We start from the raw sequence: 25,634 nt of genomic DNA, 5'->3' as shown, positions 1-25,634 counted from the left end.
CGGGCCTACGGGGTTTCCGGGTACGTCCCGTCGCCCAGATCAGGATCCGCCAGGGACTGCAGCGGGTCATGGAGGAACACCCGGCGACCTTCATCGCGCAAGCGGCGCAACCCTTCCAAGGTCATTCTGCGGGCCACGTCGGTGAAGGAGAAGGCCCGGGAAATGTCGATGTGCACTTCTTCGCCGTAATCCGATTCAGCCATCAAGTCCAGCAGCTCGGCGGCCGCGGTGAACTGCACGTTGCCTTGCAGGTGGAACGTTTCCCTCACCCCGCTTCGGCGGACATCGATAACATCGAGCCGGCCGGGGCTGGGCGCGAACAAATGCATGCCCATATCCGTGGAAAGCCGCTCGAAGGCGAGCCGGGATCGCTGGCTGTTGCCGTGGGAATCAAGGCGTGGGGAGAAAGCACCGATGCCCACCTGGTCGGGTAATACGCCCACCAGGCCGCCGGCCACACCGGACTTGGCGGGAATCCCGACCCTAGTTAGCCAATCCCCGGCGCCGTCATACATGCCGGCCACCGCCATCACGGACATCACCTGCTGTGCGATGGCTGAATCCATGATCCGTTCCCCGGTGCACGGCTGCACCCCGCCATTGGCCAGGGTCGCGGCCATGGCTGACAGGTCCGCAACGGTGACCAGGATGGAGCACTGCCGGGTGTAGCCGGAGACCACCTCATGCGGGTCATCGGCAATGATCTTGTGCTTGCGCAGCATATGGGCCATGGACAGGTTGTGGTCCGCCGTGCCCAGCTCGGAAGCGAATACCTCTTCATCGATGGACAGCTGGCGTCCGGCCAGCCGGGAGAATAATTCCAGCACCCGGTCCACGCGCTGCGCCCCGGTGGCTTCTTCGCCCACCAGCAGGCCGTGCACGGCGATGGCCCCGGCATTGATCATCGGGTTCTTCGGGCGGTTGGTGCCATCTTCCAAGGACAGTTCGTTGAAGGCCTCGCCGGAGGGCTCCACCCCGATGTGCTCCAGCACGTGGCTCAGCCCGCGATCCATGATCACCGCCGCATAGGCGAAGGGCTTGGAGATGGATTGGATGGTGAACTCGTCCTGCGCATCGCCAGCGGTGTAGGTGCTGCCCATGGCGGTGGTGACTGCCAGCGCGAACTTGTCCGGATCAGCATCGGCCAGCTCCGGGATGTAGCTGGCGCGCTCGCCGGAGGTGTCATCGCGCAGGGCGTCGAGAACTTCGTGCAGATAATCGGGTATCGGGTTCTGCATGGTGCCATTCCTTATTTTCGAATCGGAGGGTGCTCATTTCGTGCTGGCTGCTGCTTTCCAACCTAGCGTGCCGCGCGCAATTGCATGGCAGTCCGGGCCGGTAGTTGTGAGGATGCTGTGCGGATTCCGAGGATATGGCAAACAATTGCCCTCCCCGGGCATAATCGCCGAAATGGTGCTGGAGAATAGTTGGAAGCATGTCAGACCGGAGGAAGATACTTCGGTCGGAAGGGAATGATGGACGCTTCAGGCGATTGTAGATCTCACTTATCCAACCCTCTGCCCGGCAGGATTGCCGGACAGGCGCCGCAGGACAGGGGGTGTGAACAATGGAGTGGATCTCGCTGGGCATAGCCATCATCCTGATCTTGGGGTGTGGCCTCTTCGTAGCCGCAGAATTCTCACTCATCACGGTGAACCGCAGCCAGGTCAAGCAAGCCGCCGAAAAGGGCGACCGCCGCGCTGCCGGTGTGCTCAAGGGCATGAGCACCCTTTCCACCCAGCTCTCCGGGGCTCAGCTGGGCATTACCCTGACCAATCTCGGAATCGGCTTCTTGGCCGAGCCTGCCATCGCCGCCCTGGTGGTTGGACCGCTGCAGGATTTCGGACTCAACCAGACGCTGGCCCGTTCGGTGTCCATAGGCATCGCGCTGGTGCTGGCCACCATCCTGACGATGGTCTTCGGCGAACTGATTCCGAAGAACTTGGCCATTGCCAAGCCATTTGCCACGGCCAAGGCCGTAGTGGGGTTCCAGCGCGGCTTCAGCGTCGTGACCAAGCCTTTCCTCGCATTCTTCAACGGTAACGCCAACTGGATTGTCCGCCGCTTCGGCATCGAGCCGCAAGAAGAGCTGGCCTCGACCCGTTCGGCCGAGGAGCTGGTGGCCTTGGTGGGGCACTCGGCCCGCGAAGGACTGCTTCCCTCGGAAACTGCCGAAATGCTGCGCCGGACCGTGGCCTTCGGCAACCGCCGGGCCCATGATGTGATGACCGTCCGGTCGCGGATGATCACCGTGACCGCCCAGGAAACGGTGCACGAAGTGCTGGAGCTTGCCGCACGTACCGGGCATTCCCGCTTCCCGCTGGTGGACGAAGGCGGGCACCGCGTGCTGGGCATGGTTCACATCCGCGCCTTGCTCGCTATCCCCTACGCGCAGCGGCAACAGTCCGCGGCCGGAGACAGCGCAGAAGATGCCTTCCTGGTCCCGGATACCATCGAGCTCGATGAGCTGATGGACCAGATGCGCAACGGCGGGCTGCAACTGGCGGTACTGATCGACGAAACCGGCGACGTCGCCGGCATGCTCACGCTGGAAGACCTCGTGGAGGAAATCGTCGGCGAAGTGCGCGACGAGCACGACCCGGAGGATTCCACCATCCAGGTGCTCTCCGGGAACTCCTGGCGGCTGGATGCGGCACTGCGCCCGGATGAGGCCAATGAGCTGCTGGGCTGCCAGATCCCCGAGGACTCGGACTACGAGACCTTGGCAGGACTGCTGACCGTGCAGCTGGGCAAGTTCGGCGAGGTGGGCGATGTCGTGCGCCTCGTGGTCCCGGGCGAGCCCGGTGGACCACATAAGGAACTTGAATTCACCATCCACGCCACCGATGGGCAGCGGATCGCCAGTGTCGACGTGACGGTGTCCGAGCAGGCAGAAGGGGAGGACGCACGATGAGCGACCTTATGGGAATTCTGGTGACGGTCGCGCTGCTGGCAGCGAACTTCTACTTTGTCGGCGCCGAATTCGCGCTGATCTCCGCGCGCCGGAGCATCATCGAGCCCAAGGCCATGGAAGGCAACCGCAGCGCCAAGATGACGCTGTGGGCCATCGAGAACGTTTCGCTTGTCATGGCCGGTGCCCAGCTGGGCATCACCGTCTGCTCGCTGGCGCTGGGCTATGTCACCAAGCCGCTGGTGAAGTACGCGGTGGCCGGGCCCTTCGAAGCCGTCGGCGTTCCGGCAGGCATGATCGACGCGCTGTCCTACGCGATTGCGCTGATCGCGGTGACCTACCTGCACGTGGTGCTTGCCGAGATGGTGCCCAAGAACATGGCCTTGGCCGGACCCGAGCGCATGGCGCTGATCCTGGGCCCGAGCATGGTCGTCCTGGTCAAGGTGCTGCGCCCGGTGCTGTGGCTGATGAATGCCATGGGCAACTTGGTGCTGCGGATCTTCGGCGTCGTTCCGAAGAACGAAGTGGCCAGCACCTTCACCCGCGACGAGGTCTCTTCCATGGTGGCCGAATCCCGGGAGGGGGGCCTGCTCGATGCGCATGACGAGCAGCTGCTGCTGGGCGCCTTGCACTTCGATGCCCGGAGCATCGAGTCCGTAGCGATCAGCTTCGATAAGGTGCAGACCTTGCCGGTGGATGCCACGATAGAGCAGATCGAGGCGGCGGCCGCGCATGGCTTCTCGCGCTTCCCGCTGGTGGACGCCGCCGGCACCCCGGTGGGCTATGTCCACGTCAAGGACGTGCTCGGCGCCGACGCGCAAGCCCGGACGCAGCCGCTGCAGCGCAGCGGCATCCGCGAGCTGCCGTCCTTTGGGCATCAGCAAAGCGTGCGCACCGCGCTGCAGGAAATGCAGCTCTCCGGAGCCCATTTGGCCCTGGTGCGTGATGGCGAAACGGGCAAGGTCACCGGCATGGTGACCTTGGAAGACATGCTCGCAGAGCTGGTCGGCCAGATCAGGGACGAGCACCGCAGCGTCAGCTAGCCGCGCAGTGCACGGGCCGAAGCCAGGACGGGATTCCGTCCTGGCTTCGGCCCTTTCTGGCACCGGGGACTAATCCGCCGTGGCGAAGGGCGAGTTCTTGCGCGAAAGCAGCAAGGTCAGCATTGCCCCGAGCAGCGCGAAGCCTGTGGTCAGCAACCAGGTGGCATTCCAGCCGCCGGTGAGTGTCGCCATGGATGCCAGCAGCATCGGGCCGGTGAAGTTGCCGATGTTGAAGATCTGCTGGGTCAGCCCCATCGAGGCAGGGGCCGAACCGCCGGGCGGAGCCAGGTCGACCACCACGCGGGTCATGGTGGTCGGGATGGCCGCTCCGGCCAGCGAGAAGAAGCCAACGCAGATCATCTGGATCCACAGCAACCCAGGCGGGTAGTCGAAGGCGAAGGTGCAGAACGATGCCAGGGACATCAGCGCGAAACCGGCTAGCAGCAGCGTGCGCCCATTGGCGCCACGCTGGAGCAGCCCTCCGCAGATGATCGCGCCCACCGCGTTCAGCCCGCCCACCACGGCCGAGGCCAAACCACCGGCCACCGGATCCAATCCGAATTCCTCGTAGATGGTGGGCAGGAACCCCACTACTGCCATCCATTGCACCGTGTAGCACCCGAAAATCAGTCCGCTGATCCACACACGCGATGCCCGGGCGGTGATGGCGATGCGCTGGGCGGCCTCGCGCAGAGCCGCCGATCCGGCGGGTTCATCCGCGCCCACGAACTTGAAGATCAGCGGAATGGGCAGCAGGGTGATGAACGCGAGGATGCCCCACCACAGGTGCCAGGAGAGGTGCTGGAGCACCAGCGCGGTGGAGAAGACGCCGATGAAGGTGGCCATGCCCATGTAGGCGGCCCACCACCCCACGGCCATATTCAGGTTCCTGATCGGGGCATGCAGGCGCACCAGTCCCGGCCCCATGACGGTGGCCATGATGACACCCGCGCCTTCCAGGATGCGGGTGGCCAGCAGCAACGGAGCACTGGGGGCGAAGGCGCCCAGCGCGCTGCCGAGCACCAGCAGCAGCAGGCCGAGGATCAGGGTGCGTCGCTGGGAGATGACTTCCGAGAGCAGGGAAACGGCCAGCCCGCCGGCCATGCCGGCAATCTGGACCACGCCTAGCAGTACGCCGGAGAAGATCAGCGAGAAGCGCAGCTCGTCCTGGATGACGGTCAGCGCCGGGGCGAGCTTCCAGATGTGCAGGCCTGCCACGACCCCGGAGGCCACGATGATGATCCAGGCCGCGTTGGTCCGTTGCTGGGCCTGCTCCATATTGGCTTGCACTGCTGCCGATGCCTCCTCGCATTGGACGCGCCAACGGGTTCCGGGCGCAGTTCTCCACTTCGGATTGTGGCACGGGCCGGGCGGCGATCTGGCATTCGTGTCATTGAATGGGAATGTCCGCGTGTGGCAAGCACGTATAGAGCCAGTAGTCCAGGGCGAATTGCACGATCATGACCGAGCACAGGAAGCTGGCGGTGCTGGACACCAGGCCCACTGGGATGTTCTGCCAGTCGATGCTAATTAGCAGAAGCAAATCCTTGCCCAGTGGCAACCCGGCGGCCAGGGACTGCATCTGGCGAACTAAGGTTGTTGCAGTCCAAGCAGGTGCCGGTATGGACAGACCACAAATTCTTAGTGCCGGAGATACCCGGCCAAGGTGATGACCGTTCTCTGCTCGTGCCCGTCGCCGAGCTTGCCCATGGCTTCGCGAAATTTCAGATCGGCGCGGTTCAGTCTTTCGGCAGGTTTAAGTAGCGAGCTGGGAATTCGCCGATATTTCTCTGGCGTTCCATTGCAACTCGAGCCCTCGGAGTAGTTTGGAGTCCACCCGGCCCGATCAAGCTCAGGAGAAATGATGTTCTGGCAAAGTTCGTTCCACGCTCGGAAGGTGAGGGGGGTGCCCCTATGTTCTGTGTCAAGCTATTTTCAGCTCCGGAACATCATAAAGTGAGCCATCCCGGATCATCGCAAACAGGACCGTCAGTCGACGGTGCGCCAACGCGATGAGTGCTTGGTTATGGCGTTTACCTTGAGCTCGTTTCCGGTCGTAATATTCGCGGCTGGCTGGATCGAAACGGATGGACGCGAACGCCGAAAGGAAGAGCGCACGTTTCAATCGTTTATTGCCTGAATGGCTGACTCGCTCGGACTTGATCGAAGTCCCTGACTGGCGCGTGGTCGGTGCCAAACCAGCGTAGGAAGACAACGCTGCGGCGCTGGTGAAGGTCTTGCCGGAGATCTCGGCAATGATGATCGCGGCGGTCCTGACAGCGACCCCTGGCATGGATGTCAGGACCGGGTAAAGAGGGTGGGCCTCCACCATGGTTTCAAGATGTGCAGCAACATCAGCTCGCTGTGCGTGCAAGGAAATCATTTGTCGTGCTAGGTGAGGGATGACCAAGCCTGCGGCGTCGGTGCCGACCACGATGACGCTCTGTTCATCCAAGGCGTCGATGACGGTTGAAGCCCACGCGGTGTGCCGGCGAGCTCCGTATTTCTTCAGCTTCGCATCGATCCGGGCTTTGCCGGCATGCCTCAGCGCGGCTGGGGTGGGCCAGGCTGCGAGGACTTCAAGTACCGCGTCGTGTTCCAGCCATGGGCCGAGGATTCGTTCTAGTGGTGGGTGGATTTGGGTGAACAGTCCGCGGATCCTGTTGCTGGTTTGGGTGATCTGCCTGGCTAGATCCAGATCAAATCCGGTGAGCATGCCCAAGGTGGCTTCATCCTCATCAGAGACCTGGATGCTGCGCAGCGTGTGCGGCATGGTGCGGGCCGCGTCCGCGATGATGAACGCGTCTTTTTCGTCGGTTTTCGCCGTGCCGGGATACATATCTGCGATCCGCCGCATCGAAAGTCCGGGCAGGTAGGCCACCGGAATACCGAGGTTCTGGGCGACCGCAACAGCGAGGGCTCCGATGGTGGCTGGCTGGTCCACGACGACCAGGACGGTGCCTTTGGCACTGAGATTCTGGTAGACCGAGACGAGTTTGGCTTCGTCGTTAGGCAGGGTCTTGTTCCATATTTTGGTGCCGTCCTTAGTGACGGCGCAGGCCCAGTGGTCGGTTTTCCCTACGTCGAGTCCGAGGAAAATATCGATGTCCGTGGTGATCATGGCTAGTGCTCCTTTGAACTAGTTTCTGTTCAAGGTCGACCAACCGTCGGTAGCGAAGTCTTACATCCACGTTATGACAGGCGTCCATTTTCTGGCGCCGCGCCCCTAATCAGCAATCACCACGCTGCCATCCCAATCTCGGTGGCAACACCCCCCTGTGAGTATTGAGGTGGCTGGTCTGTGACTGGCTGGCAGGGTAGGTTCTGGTTACCTCGTCTCGACTGTGACTCAACACCCCCTCGGCGATCTGGTGGCCTTGGATCCGAATTGTCCGGTTGCGACGATGTGACCAGCGCCGATCTTGTCCGTTTCGATGGCTTGATAAGAAGATTGCCCAACGTAAAGCGTTGTGGCTCATCACAGGAATGCCTCGCGAGTGAACACCGCCGGCTCATCGGCCCACCGGGAGGCAGCGGGTAGGGCTGCCTAATCGAGAGGAACTCACGATGACCACGATCGCGAACACTTACGCGTTTATTATCGGCGTCGATACCCACGCGCGAACCCACACCTACGCCGTGATCGCTCCAAACGGCGAGCAGATAGGGACGGAGAGTTTTCCCAATTCGCTTGCCGGCAGGAAACGTGCAATCGCGTGGGTCAATCGAAGAACTCAAAGTGAAGTTCGAGTACTTTGGGTTATCGAAGGCGTCGGCAGCTATGGAGCACTATTAGCCGGTGCGGTGTCCAATAGCGGCTATCGTGTGGTCGAAGCTCCCCGCCGGTATGCCCCTGCCCGGCGTGGCGCTGGAAAAACCGATCCAATTGACGCCGCCGCGATTGCCGCTGCGGCCCTGCCGTTGATTGAGCAAGAATTGCGGATTCCGAGGCAGGCCGATGGGATTCGGGCGGCATTGCGGGTTCTGACCGCGGCGAGGGAACAGATGACTCTGGAGCGGACGTCAAAGATCAATGCTCTCACTGCCCTTTTGCGGATCGTGGATTTAGGTGTTGACGCTCGGAAACCACTGACTGAAACACAGATCGTCCAGGTTTCTTCGTGGCGAGAGCGTGATGAAGGCATTGATCGTGTGTTTGCTCGTGCTGAGTCGACTCGAATGGCGAAACGTGTGCTCGTGCTCAACGTTGATCTCAAGGACAACCAAGAGAAGATCACGGAGCTGATCGAGTCCAGCCCTGCTGCTCCACTACTTGAGGTTACCGGTGTCGGTCCGGTGACTGCAGCGGTGGTTTATGCTGCGTGGTCGCATCTTGGCCGGGTGCGTTCCGAGGCAGCATTTGCCGCGTTGGCTGGCGTTAATCCTATTCCTGCTTCATCTGGCAATGTTGAGCGCCATAGGTTGAATCGTGGTGGTGATCGTCGGCTGAACAGCGCTTTGCATATGGCTACTATCGTGAGAACAATTCACGATCCAGACACTCGTGCTTACGCAGAACGGAGAAAGCCCGAAGGCAAGTCGTCACGTGAAGTCCGGAGAATTTTGAAAAGGTACTTAGCCAGGCGCCTGTATCGCATATTAAACGCACTTCATTCGTTGCCCGACGCCCCGCTTTCGTCTTGTTGACAGATATAGAAGATTCGGATCATTGGTTAGACAGGGGCAAGACACCATGCCGAGATTGGTCGGCCGACAGTCCCTATGATCCTCTTTTTAGGGACTATCAAAAAGATAACGGGCAGCGGCGCTTGGATGCGTCTTCTTGGCGACAGCCTGCGTCCAAGCGGTGCCGGTGGACCCCGAGGGAACCCTGGACACAGTCCGTGCAGGGACACTTCGGGTCGGCGTGTCTCCTGCTTCGGATTTCGTGGAAATCCGGGATGGAGCACCCCAGGGCGCCGAACCAGCGCTCATAGAAGACTTTGCCCAGCATGCAGGTGCGGAAATTCAATGGACCATTGGCGGTGAAGAGCAGCTAGTCGAGCAACTGAAAGCAGGCCAGCTGGATTTGGTGGCAGGAGGCATCACCTCCAAGACACCGTGGTCGGAAAAGGCTGGAGTAACTCTTCCCTACACGACCACCACCGATGCCCAAGGCAAGGAAAAGAAAATTGTATTGCTCGTGCCTCCGGGCGAAAACGCTTTCCTGTCCGAGCTTGAATATTTCCTGGACCAGACGCAGGAGATGCCATGAAAAACTCTCCCGGAACCCATTTGCCTCACGAACAACGTGAACTCATGGCGCGGGCCGCGAAGCTAGAGTGGATCAGCATCGGATACACGGCGCTCACTATTACCCTTGTTGCACTAGTAGTGGGGAATTCGCAGGCCATGCGCACAGCGTGGATCGAAGACATGCTTTCAGTCTTGCCGCAGCTGGCCTTCTTGGCATCACTGCAGTTCACCCGGAGGACTCGTCGGCCCTCCCACCCCTACGGCTACCACCGGTCCATGGGAGCCGGGCATCTGGTCGCAGGAGTAGCGTTGCTCGTCGTCGGAGCGATGCTCGCGTACGAATCAGTATCGGCTCTGGTTAAACTCGAGCACCCGACCATCGGGACCATGAACCTGTTTGGCCATACGGTATGGCAAGGATGGATCATGATGGCGGTCATGGCGCTGATCGCGGCACCGGCCGTGGTGCTGGGTCGGCTGAAAATCAAGGCTGCCCAACCCCTGCACAACAAGTTGCTCTACGCTGACTCCAAAATGGCCAAGGCCGACTGGCAGACCAATGCGGCTTCGATCGTCGGCGTGGCCGGAATCGGCGTTGGATTGTGGTGGCTGGATTCCACGGCGGCCCTGGTGATCGCTGCCGGCATTCTCAAGGACGGCTGGGACAGCACTAAGTCCGCGACGACGGATTTACTGGATCGCCGTTCCAAGGGCATCGACGGCACGGATCCGCACCCGCTGATCCCGGCCATGGAGGAACAGCTTCATTCCCTGGATTGGGTTCGCACTGCGGGATTATGGGTGCGCGAACTCGGCCAGGTCCAGCACACGGAAGCGTTCATCGTTCCGGAATCCGAAACCGTGACACTTGCCCAATCAGAGGAAGCGCGAAAATTGCTTGAAGGAACCGATTGGAAAGCTTATGACGTGGTGGTGACGATAGTTCCCGAGCTGCCTGAATTCCTCAAGCAGGGCTGAAAACCGAGGCCCGGGCCCCTCGCCTGGAGCGCAGTGGAAGCACGGCGATCCGGCGAGGAGAACCTGCGCGGCAGGGCGCTGGTGTTGGAGCCAGCAGCCCAGCTTGGCCGGAACGGCAGTGACTAATTCTTCCGGTGATCGTGCGGCACTGATTCGTGCCAGGACAGTTCGCCATCTTCATCGTGCACGTAGATTTCACCGGCTCCGAGTTCCGCAGCCTTGGCTACGGCTTCGCGGTAGGCCCCGGATTGCGAGTCGCACGTTTTCAGATGCATGCCGCCTAATGTGACGACCCACGATTCCTCTTTGGCTAGTACATGGAAATGGTTCGTGCTCATGAAGCCCTCTCGCTGGATCCGATGACTGGTCGTCTACTTTAATATGCCAGCTATCCTGGCAGAACGCGGTTGCTCGCAGGCGATTTCCAGAAAAGAGGATCGTCGCTTGCGCTTGGAAGAATCTCTCCGTGGCCTTCAATCGTGCCGAAAAACGGGAAAACACGAAAACAATCACGAGGGACAGCCGTTATAAACCGGGAAATCCACTGATAGTGAGCCCAATCTCTCCCGTCAGCAAGGAGAACGGATTACGCGCCAGCGCGCAGCCGAAGCAGAATGGCCGCTGTACTTTCAGGCCATGGCCCAAGCGCCAGACAGCGCCCATTTGCCTGGAACTACCGTACGGATCCTTCAGCCAGCGTGTGGCGGCCTGGGGACTTCGTCCGTTGCGGCTCGGCCTACTCTGTCGGCCTCGCCGATATCCGCGGGCGAGGGGGATGCCTGTCTGGGCCAGTCGATGCGGACAAAGCAGGGAATCTCATGGATTGCCGCGCTATGGGACCAAAAAGCGACGCGAAAGAGCAGCAGTTTCTCCGTGCACTGTCTGAAACAGAGTTCGCTGCTGGTGGTGCCAGCTGGCAAAGGGGAAACTTTGGGAAAGAGCGGGCTGGGTACTGTGATGCGCCATAGCTGCAGGCCATCAGCCTGGCCATCATCAAGAACCAAAAGTACAGCCCGCCCATGGACCGATACGAAGCCCATGACTTCATCCGCCAGATCAGAGCGTTGCACAAATACCACGGGCATGCCCTCCGTCCAGCCGTACGCAATGAGATGGGTTCTGGCCTCGGGGCAATTCAAAAGTCTCTCGACGTGTTGCATGGCGCGCATTTGGTGTTCAGGCGTGTTCACTTAATCCTCCGTTGATGGCAGTTCTCAGAAAGGCGACCGCCCACGAAGCCCTGCGGCGTTGAGCCGTGGGATTCCCCGGGTTTCGCTTTTGGCGCTCGGTGATCATCGTGGAGTGTTCTTCTGAGGATGCCTCCTGTTCCGCAGGGCGAAGCGGAATCTGCGGATCGGAGACGATTCATTTAAGTGGCGTTGCTTCGGACTGCCAACTGAGCACCGGGGACTTACCTATCCGAACGCTCGCTTGACCGGCGAACGGGCACTGCCCCCTGCAGCTGAGCCTTTTCGTGCTCTACGAACTGCACCATCGGGGATTTGCAGAGGTCGATGATCGCTGGGAATGGGACCCCGGGCTCATTTCGCTTCGAGCCCGGATCGAGGAGGACTTCGAGCAAGCGCTTCGCGATGTGGCAGGTCCGCTTCCCAGCGTGGAACCGATGTCGTCCGAGGTGGCCCAAGCCCTGTTCGAGCTCGCTGCTGATGATGCTGGACCGTCGGTCTCGAAGTTCATCCAGCGCCAGGTCGATGCCGCTCAAGCACGCGAATTCTTGATTCTTAAGTCGATTTACCAGCTCAAGGAAGCTGATCCACATACCTGGGCGATCCCTAAACTTGAGGGCTGTGCAAAAACCGCAATGGTGGAGATCCAGGCTGATGAGTACGGAAATGGGCATTTGCCGCGAATGCATAGCGAGCTGTTCAGGAAGACGATGAGGGGCCTGGGCCTGCGTGATGACTTCGGCGCGTACATAGACAGCATTCCGGCGGTGACGCTGGCGGCAGTGAACATGATTTCGCTCTTCGGCATGCACCGGCGGCTTCGGGGAGCCATCACCGGCCACCTGGCCCTGTACGAGATGACTTCCTCGATACCCCAGGCGGCTTATGCCCGCGGGTTCCGGCGCTTGGGATATGAATCCCCGGTGACCGATTACTTCGATGAGCATGTGGAAGCTGATGCGGTCCATGAGCAAATCGCCGGCCGCGACCTAGCTGGCGGGCTGGCTGAAGACGAACCGGATCCGGTACCCGACATAATCTTCGGCGCCCAAGCCGCGGCCGCCGTTGACGCGTTGGCCGGCGCGAAGTACTCGGACGCGTGGGAAGCTGGCAGATCGGCGTTGCATGCCGGGGCAGGGGCAGTCGTATGATCGACGGACACAGCGCTTCGGGAGCAGCCATGATTACCGTCTGCCCGCAGGGCCCATTGCTGCTCAGGGGAGATTTTGAAATCGTGGATGCCGAGGGGCAATCCATCGACGCCCGGCAAGGACCCGTAGCGCTATGCCGCTGCGGGGGCTCTGCCATCAAGCCCTTTTCCGATGGCACGCATAAGCTCATGAAGTTCGAGCGTCCGAAGCAGGGTACTGGCTCGTGCCCGACGGCAAGGGCGTCGGGGTCTTGCCTGTAATGGGCTATTGCGCATCCGGTCCATGTCGAGCCGGCAATGCTGGCACCTGCATCGTTTCGATGCTGCTCGCTGAGCTGATTGCGAGGGCAGGGAAATGGAGCTATTGGATGGATGCCAGGTTGCGCGACCCCAGGCTCCCGGAATGCAGTTGCAGCAAGCCAGTCTAGGGCCTGGTCGCCAGGCTGGCGCCCAAGGATTCCAATGCGCCAGGCACGACAGAGTAGTACGCCCACACCCCGCGCTTTTCGCGGTGCAGGATTCCGGCATCCACCAGGATTTTCAGGTGGTGCGAGACCGTCGGTTGCTTGAGGCCCAGTGGTTCGGGCAGGTCGCAGACGCACGTCTCTGCCGACTCGCTGGCGGAGACAATGGATAGGATGCGCAGGCGGTTGGGATCCCCCAGGGCCTTGAAGCGCAGCGCCAGCGCTTCGGCCTCCCCGGCATTCAGGATTGCCTCTCCGGGCGATGGCGCGCAGCAGACGTCGGCTGCTGGCACGCCGCAATTCCCGCTGGCAGGTTTCACGGTGGCTGTGCTCACGGACCTCGGCTCTTTTCTTGGCAGGCGTCAGAGATTGACAAACGTCGATATAAGAAATCATACTCGAGACATCGACAATCGTCGATACCTCAACTTTGGAGTGATGATTCAGTGACATCCGCGCCCGATACTGCCCCTGTGGCCCAAAAGCTGTCGTTTGTCGACCGCTACTTGGCCCTCTGGATCCTGCTGGCCATGGCCATCGGCTTAGGACTAGGACGGATCTTCCCGGGACTCGGCCAGCTGCTGGACAAGTTCACCATCGCCGGCGTTTCGGTGCCCATTGCCATTGGCCTGCTGGTCATGATGTACCCGGTGCTGGCCAAGGTCCGCTACAACGAAACCGGCCGTGTGCTGGCCGATAAGAAGCTGATGATCACCTCGCTGGTGATCAACTGGGTCCTCGCCCCGGCGTTCATGTTCGTACTGGCCTGGGTCTTCCTCGCTGACCTTCCCGAATACCGCACCGGCCTGATCATCGTGGGCCTAGCCCGCTGCATCGCGATGGTGTTCATCTGGAATGACCTGGCCTGCGGCGACCGCGAAGCGGCCGCAGTGCTGGTAGCCATCAACTCCGTCTTCCAGGTCATCGCCTTCGGTGCCCTGGGCTGGTTCTATCTGCAGCTGCTGCCATCCTGGCTGGGACTGGAAACCACCAGCGCGCAGTTCTCCATCGGCGCCATCACCGCGTCGGTGCTGGTCTTCCTGGGCATCCCGCTGGTGGCCGGCTACCTGACACGCACCTTCGGTGAAAAGGCCAAGGGCAGGGACTGGTACGAGAACAAGTTCCTGCCGAAAATCGGCCCGTGGGCCTTGCGCGGATTGCTGTTCACCATCGTGCTGCTCTTCGCCCTGCAGGGCGATAACATCATCTCCAAGCCGCTGGATGTGCTGCGCATGGCCATCCCGCTGCTGACTTACTTCGTCGTGGTCTTCGGCGCGGGCATGCTCATCGGCCATTGGCTCAAGCTCGGCTACCCGCGCACCACCACGCTGGCCTTCACCGCCGCCGGCAACAACTTCGAACTGGCCATCGCGGTGGCCATCGCCACCTTCGGCGCCACCAGCGGCCAGGCTTTGGCCGGAGTAGTGGGCCCGCTGATCGAGGTTCCCATCCTTGTAGCGCTGGTCTACGTCGCCTTGTGGGCACGCAAATTCTTCCCAGCTTTCGAATCTTCCACCACTTCTGCCTAAGGAATATGCAACTGATGACTTCCACCACCAAGCCTTCGGTCCTGTTCGTCTGCGTGCACAACGCCGGCCGCTCGCAGATGGCCGCTGCCTTCCTGTCCCACCTCTCCGAAGGCCGCATCGAGGTCCGCTCAGCCGGCTCCGCGCCCGCTGATTCGGTGAACCCAGCGGCTGTGGAAGCAATGGCCGAGGTGGGCATCGACATGTCCACCGAGATCCCCAAGGTATTGACCACCGAGGCCGTACAGGACTCCGACGTCGTGATCACCATGGGCTGCGGCGATGCCTGCCCATTCTTCCCCGGCAAGCGCTATGAAGACTGGAAGCTGGAGGATCCAGCAGGCCAGGGCGTGGACGGGGTCCGCCCGATCCGCGATGAGATCCGTGAGCGCATCGAAAACCTGATCTCAGAACTGCTTCCCGCCGCATAAGCAGTTTCCGGCCCAATACCCGCAGCCATCAAGGAGAATTCCATGAACCAGAACCTTCCGGTCATCGTTATCGGCGCCGGCCCCGTAGGCCTTGCCACCGCCGCGCACCTGCGCGAGCGCAGCCAGGAGGTGCTGGTTCTTGAATCCGGAAACACTGCGGGGGCCGCCATTTCGCAGTGGTCCCACATCAAGCTCTTCTCCCCATGGCGATTCAACATCGATGCCGCCGCCCGCCGCCTGCTGGAAACCGCGACGGAAGGCTATGCGGGGGACTGGGAAGCACCACGCATCACCAAGCTGCCCACCGGTGGCGAACTACTCAGCGAATACCTCGAACCCTTGGCGGCGCACCCCGAACTGGCGCCGCGCATCCGCTACGGCCACCGTGTGGTGAAGGTCAGCCGGGTGCTGGAGGACGGGCGCGGAGCAGACAAGACTCGTACCGCAGGCCGCGATGACGCACCGTTCTTGGTGCGCACCGAAACCGCTGATGGTCTGGTGGACCTCCTCGGGCGCGCAGTGGTTGATGCCAGCGGCACCTGGCATCAGCCCAGCCCCGTGGGCCGTGCAGGCATTCCCGCAATCGGCGAGGCCGAAGCACTCGATCAAGGTTTCATCATCTGTGGATTGCCTGATCCATTGGGTGTTGACCAAGCCGAGCTTGCGGGCAAGTCCCTGCTGGTGCTCGGCGCAGGGCATTCAGCGGCGAACACCATCATTGCCCTGGGACGCCTGCAAAAGCAGTACCCGGAAACCAAAATCCAGTGGGGCCTGCGCGGCGCGGCGAACCCGATCCGCCTCTACGGCGGAGGGGCTGCCGACCAGCTTCCAGCCCGCGGGCAACTAGGCACCTCCCTGCGCAGGCTGGTGGAAAACGGCAACGTGGAACTGCTGGAAAACGTCTCGATTGCCTCGATGGACTGCGGCGAGCTGGTTAACATCACCTTGGCCGACGGCCGGGAACTGCAGGCAGACCGCATTATCGCCGCTACCGGTTTCCGACCGGAATTGTCCATGCTCTCGGAGCTGCGCCTGGACCTGGATGAAAGCGTGGAGGCACCACGCCAGCTGGGTCCCTTGATTGACCCTGAATTCCATAGCTGCGGTACGGTTAGCGCGCACGGCGAGAAGATTCTGGCGCACCCGGAAAAGAACTTCTACATCGTTGGCATGAAAAGCTACGGCCGCGCGCCAACCTTCCTGATGGCTACCGGCTACGAGCAGGTCCGCTCCATCGCCGCGGCCTTGTCCGGCGACAGCCAGGCCGCTGACCGCGTGGAGCTGGACCTGCCGGAAACTGGTGTGTGCTCCACGGACCTGGGCGGTTCCTGCGATGCTCCTGGCGAATCCGATTCCGACTCCTCCTGCGGCACCGAAGAAGCCGTGGCTGATTCCTGCTGCAGCGGCCCCCAGCCGGTGACCCTGGGGTTGTCCACCGGGACGCTGCACGGCAACAAGGAAATGGCCGGCAAGTAACCGGTCGGCGAGCAATCGCACTAGTCCGGCGCAGGGGCGCGGCCGACGGACAATGGCGAGGCTGCCGCCTCCGCTGCTCCGGCGTGCGTCCTGTCGATAGCCATGGCAACGATGTCTGGAATCCGGCCTCGGGATGCAAAAGCCTGGCGCTGGGCCCGGGCTCCGGAACCATCGCGCAGAATGCGCGCCACCTCGAAGCGGACCTGGTCCAGGTCCCCGTAGTCCTCAAGGACCGGCTCGAGCTGCTCAAGCAGCGCTCCAGCTACTTCAGCTGCCGGCGCTGGGGTTCCTGAGCGAGGATGGATCAGCTTCCCTTCCGTACCGCTGCGGCTGGCTTCCCACGACCACACACGCAGCAAGGATGCGGGAATTCCAGGCGGTTGAATTTGCGGATCGCGTGCGGCGGTTTCCACCAGGGCGCGGATGATGGCGGCAAGCACTGCTGCATGCTCCGCTTCGAGGCAGACATCGGCAATGCGCACTTCCAGCGTCGACTGGTGCTCGCAGATCCGCGCATCGGAATAGATCATTGCCTGATCCAGCGGAACCGTGGTGTCGAGCAGTGATTGCCCGTAGTTCAAATAGCCGGTGTCGGCTCCAAAGAATTCCGTGGGCCCGGAAGTCGGCCACCGTGACCAGGCTTGGTAACGGTAGGAAGCGAAGCCGGTATCCGCCCCTTGCCAGAAAGGCGAATTGGCGCTTAGCGCCAGCAGCGTCGGCAGCCACACGCGGATCTGGTCCAGTGCCGCCACAGCTTCACAGATGGAAGATACCTCCACATGGACGTGGAAGCCATTGGTGAGCTGCTCTTTGGCGGTCATGCCGAAGCGATCGGCAATCATCGCGAACCGCGCCGAGCTGGTGAAATGCGAGGCAGCAGCCACTGGAGATGTAGCCAGCGCGACCGCGCGTCCGCCGGCAGCCTGCGCAGCGGCATCGGCTGCGGCGCGTCCGCTGCGGATGGCCTGCAGCTGGCCTTCCAGCGTTGTCTGCGGCGGACAGACGGATTCGATCTGCTCCTGTTTCAACTCGGTTGCCAAGCCGCTCCCCGAGGAGGTGATCCCGTGATGCAGCACCACTGCCTGCTCTCCCAGTGGCGAGGGCCGTAACGTGGCAGCATCAACCAGCAGGAGCACTTCTTCTACGCCGAACTTGCGCATGTTGCGTCCCCTCCCATCTCGCATTCCGGCCAGCTGTGTCGCTGGCTGGTGGAGCTAGGTTAATGCGCGGTGCGCAGTGCGGTCCCGGTGGCAAGGAATTTCCAGTCAATCTTCAGAAATCTTCTGGAAGTTGCGGAAATCGCCGTGATCCGCCTTGGCCATCGTGAATCCGGCACCTTTTGGGGAATCCCTTTTGTAGGCGGCAACGATGTTACGTCATCTGACCGTTATTTAAGTATGTTTTGAATATTTATGCCCAAGTCAGAGCAATATCGTTATTTCAGGGCTATCTTGTTCGACTCAAAGGGCTTACGTTGGGAAGACACTCTGTTGCAAGTGCCGGATATCGTTGCGGCGGTTATCGCCTCAAGCCCGATCTGAAAGCTCGAGCAGCGTGACTCATGGGGAGTACTCGGAAAGTTACGGAAACAACGGAGGAAAACGATGACCCCAAATCTAGTCAGATCGAATACTGCCAAGCGCGTCAGCGAACTGCTGGAATCGCGAGAAGGACGCAAGCACCTGGAGGGAAGCGGGTGGCGCAAGGGAATGCCGGTGGTCATCGCAGAACCCTCCGAGTCGTTCACCGACGTCATGGGGCTTGCCTCCGTGCACGGGTCTCCAGTCCTGCTGGTCATGCTTGATCCGCGCACTTCTGAGCTCTGCCTGGTGCATGTCTCACTGCCCAACGCGGCTCTCAACGCCGTAGATGCCTATCCTTCTGGTTTTACCGCCCAATCATTCGTCGAGCAGGTCGCCAAGGAAGGCGTGCTGTCTTTCCGAGTGAAATACTGGGACTGCACCGCAGTAGCCCACCGGCTTCCGGAATATGTTCCAAGCCAGCGGGGCGCACATTTGTCCTACCGGCATTCCTAATCTCTGGTCACTTTGGACGCTGAGGCATTCAAGCTACGCGTAGCGTCGAATCCATGCCGTGCTGCGGCCCGGGAACTCTCCAGTGCCCGGGCAGAGGCCAGGGGTCCTGCCCTCGAAAGGCAAGACCCCTGGCCGTTGTGCGGGCTAGGCCCTCTTGCGCGTGATCAGACCCCAGATAATGAGGACAAGCAACGCACCGCCGATGGCCAGCAGCCACGTCGACAAGCTCCAGAATTCGCTGACTCCGACACCGAAGACAGCGGATCCGATCCACCCGCCAACAATGGCTCCTACAACACCCAGCAACAACGTAGCGATCCAGCCGCCACCTTGCTCGCCGGGCTTGATCGCCTTGGCAATGGCGCCTGCGATGAGGCCTAGGACTATCCAGCCAATGAAACCCATGACTTCATCCAAAAGGATCGAGTAACTTCGTTCAGCATCAAGACTGCGATGCACTTGAAGGACACTACAAGCCGCACAGCTGATTCATAAAATCGACATCAAAACGAACAGGAAACACTCAGGAAAGCATGTCAAAATCCGTGGATACCGCGAGGGCATCACTGCGATCCGGGGAATCCGGCTTCGATTACTGCGCTGATTCCCTCTCCCGCCAGCTGGTTCCGGGCCATGCGAACTGGTCTTGCGCGGTGCAGGCGATTACTGCCGTGCTGCGGCAAACCATGGTTTCGAACAGGACCAAACTCATGCTTGCAATTTATCTATTAGCGACATTAGGAATATGAGCCGTCCGTCACAAACTGGGACAGATATCTTGAGCTGGCACTCAGGAAAGGAGTGATGAGCCAGGTTTTCCAGTCCATCTGTGACATGGCGGGTTTCAGGAAAACGGCGGACAATGCTTGACTGGTTACTTAACGCCACCTCATGTTCACCTTGAAGTACCAGGAGTTCTCTTGCGCCAAACTCGCTCTGCCAAACATGCTTTTGCCCGACCTGCAGGTTTCACAGCGATCGCCGCGCTCGGAATGACACTGCTCTTGGCAGGTTGCGGCTCCGACTACCCATTGGGCGAGGAACAGCGCAAAGCCGCCGAATCCAACAAATCCACTCTCCAAGGCACGTTGACCGGTGGAGGTTCCAGCGCGCAGAACTCCGCAATGAATGCCTGGACCACCGCATTTTCTTCGCAGCACCCCAAGGTGCAGGTGCAGTATGCCTCAGTCGGTTCCGGTGCGGGTCGTGCCGGTTTCCTGGCTAGCGGCACCGAGTTCGCCGGATCTGACGCGTTCTTGAAGGATGAAGAAATCGCGCGGTCCATCGAAACCTGCGGACCGCAGGGGGCCATCAACATCCCTGCCTATATTTCCCCGATTACCATTGCGTTCAACCTGCCAGGCATCAAGGAATTGAATATGGATGCCAAGACGATTGCCCGGATCTTCTCCGGCGAGATCCGTTCCTGGCAGGATCCGGCCATTGCAAAGCTGAATCCAGAGGTAGAACTGCCAGAACTGCCAATTACCGGAGTGGCCCGTGCTGATGATTCGGGAACTACCGAGAACTTCACCGAATACCTGCACACTGTAGCTCCCGAAGCTTGGCCGCATGAGCCAGATGGCGGCTGGCCCGATGCCACCGGTTTGGAAAAGGCACAGGGCAATGCCGGAGTGGTGACCACCGTGACGCGTGCCGAAGGTGCGGTGACCTACGCCGATGATTCGCTGGTGGATGACTCGCTGGGCAAGGTGAAGCTGAAGGTAGGCGATGATTTCGTGGCTGTGACCGGTGAAGCGGCGGCCGCTGCTGTGGCTGAATCCCACCGCGTCGAGGGACGCAACGAGCATGACATCTCCTTGGAGCTGGACCGCAAAACCACTGCAGAAGGCGCATACCCGATGGTGCTGGTCTCGTATCTGCTCTTCTGCAGCAGCTACCAAGACCCGCAAACCGTGGAACTGATCAAGACCTTCGGCCAGTACGTGGTCAGCGATGAAGGGCAGAAGGTCGCGGCCGACTCCGCCAAGAGCGCACCGATGCCGCAGAATCTGGCAGAGGACGCCCGGGTCGCGATCGATTCGATCAGCGTGAGGCCGTAGCAGCTCCTTCCACGAGTCCTGAAAATGGGAAGCGGCGGTGCCCTCCGACCAGAGGGTACCGCCGCTTCCCAATTGGGATCAGCGCTTTGCCGCTGCGCGGTAGCTGCGATTGGGGGCAGTTAGAATCGCCGCGCCGATGAAGGCAGCCAGCAGCGATCCGCAGAGTACCCCCACCTTCATGTATTGGGTCTCGGCGCCGTCTTGGCCAAAGGCCAATTCGCCAACGAGCAGCGACACGGTGAATCCGATACCGGCGACAAAGGCCATGCCCAGCACATCGAGCCACTTGAGGCTTGGATCCAGTGTGATTCCCGGAAGCCTAGTCACCAGGAACGTAGCGCTGGTGATGCCGATAGCTTTGCCTAGGACCAGACCCGCCATGATGCCAAGGGCTACTGGGCTTGTCAGAGCCTGCATGAAACCTGAAAGGCCGCCTACGGGGACGCCAGCAGCGAAGAAAGCGAAGACCGGTACGGCAATGATGGACGAGGGAATGCTCCAACGATCCGCGAAGTGGGCCGCTAGGCCTTCATAGACCTTTTCGCCCTTGCTGTTTGATCCGACGTGGACACCGGCACGCTTGGTGGCGATGACCGGCACCATGAATCCCAACAGCACGCCAGCTACCGTGGCATGGATTCCCGAGGCATGGACCAGCGCCCACACCGCAATACCCAATGGCATGAGGATCCACCAGGCACGCACCCCTCGTTGCACTGCGATCGCAAAGGCCGCCAGCGGGAGCAGCGCCAAGAGCAATGGCAGCCATGCCAGGTGATCGGTATAGAAAATGGCAATGATGGAGATAGCCATCAAATCATCGACCACCGCGAGCGTGAGCAGGAAGGTACGCAGTGCGGCAGGCAAGAATTTGCCCACCACGGCCAGCACGGCAATCGCGAAAGCGATATCGGTGGCTGCCGGAATGGCCCAGCCTTTGATGGCGTCGCTGCCTGACATTGAAATAACCAGGGCATAGAACAAGGCAGGCAAGGCAACTCCACCGACGGCGGCAGCTACCGGCACGATGGCTGTGCGCGGATTGCGCAGCTTGCCCACGACGAACTCTTCCTTGAGCTCCAGACCGACGACAAAGAAGAAAATCGCGAGCAGTCCGTCGGCGGCCCAGGTGCTCACCGAGAGGTTCAGGTGCAGCGCTTCAGGGCCGAAAGTGAAATTACGCAGGGCCTGGTACCAGGGTGCGGCTGGCGAATTGGCAAGGATCAGCGCTGCCATGGTGGCACACAGCAACAGTAGTCCACCGATCGAGTCTTGCTTCAGGGTTTGGTGGATGCCGCGCCAGATGGCGTGAGGTGCTTGTCGGGGCGAGGGGTCAGAAGGGTATGGCAAAATAACGGGTCTTTCTGGGATCCGGGAAAAAGGGCGCGAAGGCGCGCGGAATCCACTGGAGAACGATCAGAAAGTGGGCCGCGCAACTAGCGGCGCGGCGGTGGGCAACCAGCGATTTCACCGTGGGCATTGGTTCCCCAGGAACTTAACCAGCCGTTGGTGCCGCTGGCGCGCTTGGTCAACAGTTTTCCCTTAGGGAAAACGGCAGCGGACAACCGCTGCGCATGCGTTGAAACCATGAGAGCCATATTTCCACTGTAACCTTCAACCATCACCCGGCCTAATGGGTGTGTCGCAGTTCGCGGAGGCAAGCACCGGCCGGCGCTAGGCCATCAGGTTCGCGAACATCTTCGGGCCCATCGCCTTCACTGCGGCCATGTGGGCCTGGATCAATTCCTTGGTTTTGGCCGAATCACTCAGTGACCAGCGAACCGCAGTGGGCGAGGCTTCGAAGCATTCTGTCAGGACGAATTCACAGAGCGCATTTCCGGGTGGAAAAGGCCAGGCTCCAGCACTGAGTTCCGTAATAGCAAGATAGCGCCCAGCATCCGCTGGGCGCTATCTTGCTGTTGATGCTCTTCAAGCCATTGGATCAGGAGGACAGCTTGGGGCGATAGGACAGGCGGTCTTCCTCTGCGGACCGGTGGCAGGCGGGAATCAAGTGCGCTACTGCGCTGTGCTGCCAGTACTTCACACGGAAGGTCTGCATGCCTTCGTCCTGTGCGGCGGCGAACAGGGAAGCGATCCGGGTTCGCGCAGCCGCAGGGGTGACAATTTCCAATACCGGGCTGGGTGCGGAGACATGCAGGAACTGCAGGTCATCGCTGCGGGGGTCGATCATGGCAATGAGTGCGGCACGCCCGTGGACAGATACCAACCCCATGACATCATCCAAGAGTTCTTGGGCCCCTGCCATGACTACCGGCATTCCCTGGGTCCATCCATGCTGGGACAAATGCTTCCTGCCCTCGCGGGACCCTAGGAGTTCAGCTGCGCGCTCAGCAGTTCTGGACCTAACAATTCGTCCTGTCACTTGTACTACCTCCACATCTTCCTAAGCTTGATCTGCGGCGTTCCGTCCGGTCTGCGGGGGAGCTGGTATCCCTGGCTCCGGACTGCTGAGAAGCGCCAAGCCAATAAAGCCAACGTAGCAATGCCCATTTCGCAACTGCAAGCCATGAACGGGTAGGCGAAAGACGATTCCAACGTGACACTAATTCTGCTAGAGGCCGCACGCCGAACGCGCAATTGACTGGTTCTGGCGTAGTGAAAATGCGGGGAACACGGTTTTTGGGAGGAATCGATGTTGCGCTCCGCGCCCCGCAACGGCACCTTGGAGCGGCGCGGTCTAATCTTGCATGAAATATGCTGGCATGAAGTTGCCAGCTTCGGGTCACCTCCTGCAACATCGCCAGGCTCGGAGAAGGAACGCGTCGCCGCCCGGTGGAGTGCACGAACCTTGAAGCCAGCTTGGAGAATTCGAAGGGCAGTGAAAGCGCGGCGGGCAGGCCGTAGCTTAGGAAGCGGCAAACGAGTGGACATCGATTGCCACCTCAGAAGGTCGGAGCATCGCGTGTGGCGCAGGTGCTTCGACCTTCGCTGTATGGATCCTGAACACGCGTTGCCCCAGGAGGGCATGCAGGGCAGGGTTGGGGATGGAACCCAACGAAAGGATGCTGCAAATGCCAGATCTATCAGGAAAGAAAGTTCTTGCGATCGTTTCCAACCGCGGCGTGGAACAGGACGAGCTGAAGGATCCCGTCAACATGCTCCGCCAATCCGGTGCCGAGGTGGTCATCGCAGCGCCGGAAACCGGCAAGGTGCAGACCTTGACCGGGGACTGGGACCTGGGCGAGATATTTGAAGCCGGCCAAACCTTGGCATCGGTGAACGAAGCCGAATTCGATCTGCTGCTCATTCCCGGTGGAACGCTGAACGCCGACAACCTCCGGCTGGATGCCGATGCCAACCGCATCGTGAAATCCTTCGCCTCATCGGGACGCCCTGTAGCGTCCATCTGCCACGGACCGTGGCTGCTGGTTGAAGCCGGACTGGTCCAGGGAAAGACTCTGACCTCTTACAACTCAATCAAGACCGACGTCATCAACGCCGGCGGCAGTTGGAAAGACGTTTCGGTATTCCGCTGCCCGGCCAATGGCTTCGCACTGATTACTTCACGCAATCCAGGGGACCTGGTGGCCTTCAATGAAGCAATCGCCAAGGAGCTCAGCGCCTGAGGACCTGGCGGCTCCCGGAATTCAAAACCAAGGCCGCCCTCGCCGCCGAAGTGCCGCGAGGGCGGCTTCGCCATGCCGGTGCGAGCCGCCAGGCCATGGGCAAAAGAGCCTACCTTGGCTTTTCCTGTTAGCGGTGGCTCGCTAACCGGCCCGCTGGCAAGATAGCTGCATTGCCAGCGGCAGGAAGCTGGCGTTGAGCAAGAAGGAGCAAAATGCATCTCCCGACACCACGTGGACAGGTTTCCCAGTCGCTGGCGGCCGTGCTTCGCGCAGCACCGGATGCGGCAGAATTCGATCAGCTTCAATCAGCATTGGACACCAAGCTCTCAGAGCAAGGTGATGTCCTCTTTGATGATGATCTGCAGCTCAGCCTCTTCATGCTCTACGAGCTGCATTACCGGGGCTTTGAAGATGCTGATGAGAACTGGGAATGGGACCCGGGCCTGCTTTCGCTGCGCCAGCGCATCGAAGCCGTACTGGAAGAACGCCTGCGCGCCATCGCAGGTCCCGCCCCGCAGGCAGAACCGCAGGCGGCCAACGTAGCCGATGCACTCTTCGCCCTGGCTGCAGATGGCTCAGGTCCTTCCGTCTCCCGCTATGTTGCCCGCAACGCCACTAAGGAGCAGGCAAGGGAATTTCTCATCCTCAAATCCATGTACCAGCTCAAGGAAGCTGATCCGCACACCTGGGCCATCCCCAAGCTCGACGGCCGGGCTAAGGCGGCGATGGTGGAAATCCAAGCCGATGAATACGGCGGCGGCTCGCTGCCCAAGATGCACAGCGAACTGTATCGGGCCACCATGCGCGGGTTGGGACTGGATGATTCCTTCGGAGCCTACGTCGATAAGGTACCGGCAATTTTCTTGGCATCGGTGAACCTGATTTCGCTGTTCGGAATGCACCGGAGGCTGCGTGGTGCCATTGCCGGCCACTTGGCGATTTATGAAATGACCTCCTCGATTCCCAACGCCGCCTATGCCCGGGGATTCCGCCGGCTGGGCTTCGAATCCCCGGTGACCGATTACTTCGATGAGCATGTGGAAGCAGATGCGGTCCATGAGCAGATTGCCGGACGCGACCTGGCAGGTGGACTGGTGGAAGCGGAACCTCAGCTGATGGCGGATGTTTTCTTCGGTGCCCAGGCGGCGGCCGCAGTTGATGTGCTGGCCGGCAAATGGCAACTGAATGCCTGGCAGAACGGGACCAGCGCGCTGTACGAAGCCGCGGAGGTGAACGCATGAGCGAGCCGAAGGAAACCTCAATCACCGTGTGCCCCCGTGGACCGCTGCTGGTACGCGGAGACTTCGAGATCCTCGATGAGGATAACCAGCAACTGGATTCACGCCGGGGGACCGTGGCGCTGTGCCGGTGCGGGGCTTCAGCAATCAAGCCTTTTTGCGATGGGACGCATAAGCTGAACAAATTCGAGAACCGGTAGACGCCCGGATCCGCCAGAACGGTTCACCGAACCTTGGGAGTTGCTAGTAATTTTCCCACCTGCAAACTGGATGACTTGGGGATATGTAATCTAGCGAGGATAGCTTGGCAGGCTTGCCAGCAGGCCAGGCATCCGACGATGCCGAAGG

At 60.7% G+C, this 25,634-nt stretch carries 27 protein-coding genes; 15 read left to right on the top strand and 12 right to left on the bottom strand.

The window, feature by feature from the left end; genetic code table 11:
• Window positions 1-5 precede the first annotated feature (5 nt).
• Window positions 6-1,238, bottom strand: coding sequence for a glutaminase (locus tag AARI_RS17160; RefSeq protein WP_013350508.1), 1,233 nt, complete (start codon window positions 1,236-1,238; stop codon window positions 6-8).
• A 329-nt stretch (window positions 1,239-1,567) separates the two neighbouring features.
• Between AARI_RS17160 and AARI_RS17150 the strand changes: the two genes are divergently transcribed.
• Window positions 1,568-2,914 (top strand): hemolysin family protein, encoded by a 1,347-nt coding sequence (locus AARI_RS17150; RefSeq protein ID WP_013350507.1) that lies wholly within the window; start codon window positions 1,568-1,570, stop codon window positions 2,912-2,914.
• Entirely contained in the window at window positions 2,911-3,954 is a 1,044-nt protein-coding gene (locus tag AARI_RS17145) for a hemolysin family protein (RefSeq protein ID WP_013350506.1), read from the top strand. The genes AARI_RS17150 and AARI_RS17145 overlap by 4 nt, the downstream gene beginning before the upstream one ends.
• A gap of 69 nt (window positions 3,955-4,023) precedes the next feature.
• Here AARI_RS17145 and AARI_RS17140 read toward each other — a convergent pair whose 3' ends face one another.
• The 3 genes from AARI_RS17140 to AARI_RS17130 form a co-directional block, all read right to left on the bottom strand.
• Window positions 4,024-5,244: an MFS transporter gene (locus tag AARI_RS17140; RefSeq protein WP_231849409.1), complete on the bottom strand. Its 1,221-nt coding sequence runs from the start codon at window positions 5,242-5,244 to the stop codon at window positions 4,024-4,026.
• Between the two features lie 100 nt (window positions 5,245-5,344).
• Window positions 5,345-5,536 carry a hypothetical protein gene (locus AARI_RS17135; RefSeq protein ID WP_041649138.1) on the bottom strand — a complete coding sequence of 64 codons (192 nt, stop codon included), beginning with the start codon at window positions 5,534-5,536 and terminating at the stop codon, window positions 5,345-5,347.
• Between the two features lie 342 nt (window positions 5,537-5,878).
• Complete coding sequence (locus tag AARI_RS17130) at window positions 5,879-7,075, bottom strand: IS110-like element ISAar17 family transposase (RefSeq protein ID WP_013350504.1); 1,197 nt, start codon at window positions 7,073-7,075, stop codon at window positions 5,879-5,881.
• Between the two features lie 446 nt (window positions 7,076-7,521).
• Here AARI_RS17130 and AARI_RS17125 point away from each other — a divergent pair, with 446 nt between their 5' ends.
• The 3 genes from AARI_RS17125 to AARI_RS17115 all read left to right on the top strand — a co-directional run bounded on the left by AARI_RS17125 (window position 7,522) and on the right by AARI_RS17115 (window position 10,128).
• On the top strand, window positions 7,522-8,601 hold the full coding sequence (locus AARI_RS17125; protein ID WP_013350503.1) for an IS110-like element ISAar18 family transposase: 1,080 nt from the start codon (window positions 7,522-7,524) through the stop codon (window positions 8,599-8,601).
• 136 nt (window positions 8,602-8,737) lie between these two features.
• Window positions 8,738-9,169, top strand: coding sequence for a transporter substrate-binding domain-containing protein (locus tag AARI_RS17120; protein ID WP_013350502.1), 432 nt, complete (start codon window positions 8,738-8,740; stop codon window positions 9,167-9,169).
• On the top strand, window positions 9,166-10,128 hold the full coding sequence (locus tag AARI_RS17115; protein ID WP_013350501.1) for a cation diffusion facilitator family transporter: 963 nt from the start codon (window positions 9,166-9,168) through the stop codon (window positions 10,126-10,128). Before AARI_RS17120 ends, AARI_RS17115 begins: the two co-directional genes overlap by 4 nt.
• Window positions 10,129-10,250: 122 nt before the next feature.
• Here AARI_RS17115 and AARI_RS19440 read toward each other — a convergent pair whose 3' ends face one another.
• Both AARI_RS19440 and AARI_RS17110 read right to left on the bottom strand, forming a co-directional pair.
• Complete coding sequence (locus AARI_RS19440) at window positions 10,251-10,466, bottom strand: DUF2188 domain-containing protein (protein ID WP_013350500.1); 216 nt, start codon at window positions 10,464-10,466, stop codon at window positions 10,251-10,253.
• Between the two features lie 351 nt (window positions 10,467-10,817).
• On the bottom strand, window positions 10,818-11,318 hold the full coding sequence (locus AARI_RS17110) for a hypothetical protein (RefSeq protein ID WP_013350499.1): 501 nt from the start codon (window positions 11,316-11,318) through the stop codon (window positions 10,818-10,820).
• A gap of 284 nt (window positions 11,319-11,602) precedes the next feature.
• Here AARI_RS17110 and AARI_RS17105 point away from each other — a divergent pair, with 284 nt between their 5' ends.
• The gene (locus tag AARI_RS17105) at window positions 11,603-12,466 is read left to right on the top strand and encodes an iron-containing redox enzyme family protein (RefSeq protein ID WP_013350498.1); all 864 of its coding nucleotides are present in this window, start codon (window positions 11,603-11,605) and stop codon (window positions 12,464-12,466) included.
• Complete coding sequence (locus AARI_RS18845) at window positions 12,463-12,726, top strand: CDGSH iron-sulfur domain-containing protein (protein ID WP_013350497.1); 264 nt, start codon at window positions 12,463-12,465, stop codon at window positions 12,724-12,726. Before AARI_RS17105 ends, AARI_RS18845 begins: the two co-directional genes overlap by 4 nt.
• A 163-nt stretch (window positions 12,727-12,889) precedes the next feature.
• Here AARI_RS18845 and AARI_RS17095 read toward each other — a convergent pair whose 3' ends face one another.
• Window positions 12,890-13,264: an ArsR/SmtB family transcription factor gene (locus AARI_RS17095; protein WP_013350496.1), complete on the bottom strand. Its 375-nt coding sequence runs from the start codon at window positions 13,262-13,264 to the stop codon at window positions 12,890-12,892.
• Between the two features lie 111 nt (window positions 13,265-13,375).
• On the opposite strand from AARI_RS17095, the gene arsB reads away from it, so the two are divergent.
• From arsB to AARI_RS17080, 3 genes are read left to right on the top strand one after another with little or no spacing between them, the layout of a single operon-like run.
• The gene (arsB, locus tag AARI_RS17090) at window positions 13,376-14,458 is read left to right on the top strand and encodes an ACR3 family arsenite efflux transporter (protein ID WP_013350495.1); all 1,083 of its coding nucleotides are present in this window, start codon (window positions 13,376-13,378) and stop codon (window positions 14,456-14,458) included.
• Between the two features lie 14 nt (window positions 14,459-14,472).
• Window positions 14,473-14,886 carry an arsenate reductase ArsC gene (locus AARI_RS17085; RefSeq protein ID WP_102599251.1) on the top strand — a complete coding sequence of 138 codons (414 nt, stop codon included), beginning with the start codon at window positions 14,473-14,475 and terminating at the stop codon, window positions 14,884-14,886.
• 42 nt (window positions 14,887-14,928) lie between these two features.
• On the top strand, window positions 14,929-16,362 hold the full coding sequence (locus tag AARI_RS17080) for an FAD-dependent oxidoreductase (RefSeq protein WP_013350493.1): 1,434 nt from the start codon (window positions 14,929-14,931) through the stop codon (window positions 16,360-16,362).
• Between the two features lie 20 nt (window positions 16,363-16,382).
• On the opposite strand, the gene AARI_RS17075 is transcribed toward AARI_RS17080, so the two are convergent.
• Entirely contained in the window at window positions 16,383-17,522 is a 1,140-nt protein-coding gene (locus tag AARI_RS17075; RefSeq protein WP_013350492.1) for a carboxylate-amine ligase, read from the bottom strand.
• A 444-nt stretch (window positions 17,523-17,966) separates the two neighbouring features.
• Between AARI_RS17075 and AARI_RS17070 the strand changes: the two genes are divergently transcribed.
• Window positions 17,967-18,398, top strand: a complete 432-nt coding sequence (locus tag AARI_RS17070; protein WP_013350491.1) for a hypothetical protein — start codon at window positions 17,967-17,969, stop codon at window positions 18,396-18,398.
• Window positions 18,399-18,542: 144 nt separating this feature from the next.
• Here the strand turns inward: AARI_RS17070 and AARI_RS17065 are convergent, their stop codons facing one another.
• Window positions 18,543-18,803 carry a GlsB/YeaQ/YmgE family stress response membrane protein gene (locus AARI_RS17065; protein ID WP_013350490.1) on the bottom strand — a complete coding sequence of 87 codons (261 nt, stop codon included), beginning with the start codon at window positions 18,801-18,803 and terminating at the stop codon, window positions 18,543-18,545.
• A gap of 515 nt (window positions 18,804-19,318) precedes the next feature.
• On the opposite strand from AARI_RS17065, the gene pstS reads away from it, so the two are divergent.
• The gene (pstS, locus tag AARI_RS17060; protein WP_013350489.1) at window positions 19,319-20,461 is read left to right on the top strand and encodes a phosphate ABC transporter substrate-binding protein PstS; all 1,143 of its coding nucleotides are present in this window, start codon (window positions 19,319-19,321) and stop codon (window positions 20,459-20,461) included.
• Window positions 20,462-20,539: 78 nt separating this feature from the next.
• Here pstS and nhaA read toward each other — a convergent pair whose 3' ends face one another.
• From nhaA to AARI_RS17050, 3 genes are all read right to left on the bottom strand, one after another.
• On the bottom strand, window positions 20,540-21,811 hold the full coding sequence (gene nhaA, locus AARI_RS17055; protein ID WP_013350488.1) for a Na+/H+ antiporter NhaA: 1,272 nt from the start codon (window positions 21,809-21,811) through the stop codon (window positions 20,540-20,542).
• An 86-nt stretch (window positions 21,812-21,897) separates the two neighbouring features.
• Window positions 21,898-22,059, bottom strand: a complete 162-nt coding sequence (locus AARI_RS19810; RefSeq protein WP_013350487.1) for a hypothetical protein — start codon at window positions 22,057-22,059, stop codon at window positions 21,898-21,900.
• Window positions 22,060-22,403: 344 nt separating this feature from the next.
• Window positions 22,404-22,766, bottom strand: coding sequence for a hypothetical protein (locus AARI_RS17050; protein ID WP_226910472.1), 363 nt, complete (start codon window positions 22,764-22,766; stop codon window positions 22,404-22,406).
• Window positions 22,767-23,493: 727 nt separating this feature from the next.
• On the opposite strand from AARI_RS17050, the gene AARI_RS17045 reads away from it, so the two are divergent.
• The 3 genes from AARI_RS17045 (at window position 23,494) to AARI_RS17035 (ending at window position 25,486) form a co-directional block, all read left to right on the top strand.
• The gene (locus AARI_RS17045; RefSeq protein WP_013350485.1) at window positions 23,494-24,048 is read left to right on the top strand and encodes a type 1 glutamine amidotransferase domain-containing protein; all 555 of its coding nucleotides are present in this window, start codon (window positions 23,494-23,496) and stop codon (window positions 24,046-24,048) included.
• 212 nt (window positions 24,049-24,260) lie between these two features.
• Window positions 24,261-25,289 carry an iron-containing redox enzyme family protein gene (locus AARI_RS17040; RefSeq protein ID WP_013350484.1) on the top strand — a complete coding sequence of 343 codons (1,029 nt, stop codon included), beginning with the start codon at window positions 24,261-24,263 and terminating at the stop codon, window positions 25,287-25,289.
• Window positions 25,286-25,486, top strand: coding sequence for a CDGSH iron-sulfur domain-containing protein (locus AARI_RS17035; protein ID WP_013350483.1), 201 nt, complete (start codon window positions 25,286-25,288; stop codon window positions 25,484-25,486). The genes AARI_RS17040 and AARI_RS17035 overlap by 4 nt, the downstream gene beginning before the upstream one ends.
• Window positions 25,487-25,634: the final 148 nt, after the last annotated feature.

It is taken from the genome of Glutamicibacter arilaitensis Re117, from assembly GCF_000197735.1.
In the GTDB taxonomy this organism is placed as follows: Bacteria; Actinomycetota; Actinomycetes; order Actinomycetales; family Micrococcaceae; genus Glutamicibacter; species Glutamicibacter arilaitensis.
This window is presented reverse-complemented; position numbering and strand designations above follow the sequence as displayed.

Excerpts from the sequence above, each read along its gene's own strand:
- AARI_RS17160 (WP_013350508.1), bottom strand. The coding sequence starts at position 1,238 with ATGCAGAACCCGATACCCGATTATCTGCACGAAGTTCTCGACGCCCTG.
- AARI_RS17150 (WP_013350507.1), top strand. The coding sequence starts at position 1,568 with ATGGAGTGGATCTCGCTGGGCATAGCCATCATCCTGATCTTGGGGTGT.
- AARI_RS17145 (WP_013350506.1), top strand. The coding sequence starts at position 2,911 with ATGAGCGACCTTATGGGAATTCTGGTGACGGTCGCGCTGCTGGCAGCG.
- AARI_RS17135 (WP_041649138.1), bottom strand. The coding sequence starts at position 5,536 with ATGCAGTCCCTGGCCGCCGGGTTGCCACTGGGCAAGGATTTGCTTCTG.
- AARI_RS17130 (WP_013350504.1), bottom strand. The coding sequence starts at position 7,075 with ATGATCACCACGGACATCGATATTTTCCTCGGACTCGACGTAGGGAAA.
- AARI_RS17125 (WP_013350503.1), top strand. The coding sequence starts at position 7,522 with ATGACCACGATCGCGAACACTTACGCGTTTATTATCGGCGTCGATACC.
- AARI_RS17115 (WP_013350501.1), top strand. The coding sequence starts at position 9,166 with ATGAAAAACTCTCCCGGAACCCATTTGCCTCACGAACAACGTGAACTC.
- AARI_RS19440 (WP_013350500.1), bottom strand. The coding sequence starts at position 10,466 with ATGAGCACGAACCATTTCCATGTACTAGCCAAAGAGGAATCGTGGGTC.
- AARI_RS18845 (WP_013350497.1), top strand. The coding sequence starts at position 12,463 with ATGATCGACGGACACAGCGCTTCGGGAGCAGCCATGATTACCGTCTGC.
- AARI_RS17085 (WP_102599251.1), top strand. The coding sequence starts at position 14,473 with ATGACTTCCACCACCAAGCCTTCGGTCCTGTTCGTCTGCGTGCACAAC.
- AARI_RS17080 (WP_013350493.1), top strand. The coding sequence starts at position 14,929 with ATGAACCAGAACCTTCCGGTCATCGTTATCGGCGCCGGCCCCGTAGGC.
- AARI_RS17075 (WP_013350492.1), bottom strand. The coding sequence starts at position 17,522 with ATGCGCAAGTTCGGCGTAGAAGAAGTGCTCCTGCTGGTTGATGCTGCC.
- AARI_RS17070 (WP_013350491.1), top strand. The coding sequence starts at position 17,967 with ATGACCCCAAATCTAGTCAGATCGAATACTGCCAAGCGCGTCAGCGAA.
- AARI_RS17065 (WP_013350490.1), bottom strand. The coding sequence starts at position 18,803 with ATGGGTTTCATTGGCTGGATAGTCCTAGGCCTCATCGCAGGCGCCATT.
- AARI_RS19810 (WP_013350487.1), bottom strand. The coding sequence starts at position 22,059 with ATGGCTCTCATGGTTTCAACGCATGCGCAGCGGTTGTCCGCTGCCGTT.
- AARI_RS17045 (WP_013350485.1), top strand. The coding sequence starts at position 23,494 with ATGCCAGATCTATCAGGAAAGAAAGTTCTTGCGATCGTTTCCAACCGC.
- AARI_RS17040 (WP_013350484.1), top strand. The coding sequence starts at position 24,261 with ATGCATCTCCCGACACCACGTGGACAGGTTTCCCAGTCGCTGGCGGCC.
- AARI_RS17035 (WP_013350483.1), top strand. The coding sequence starts at position 25,286 with ATGAGCGAGCCGAAGGAAACCTCAATCACCGTGTGCCCCCGTGGACCG.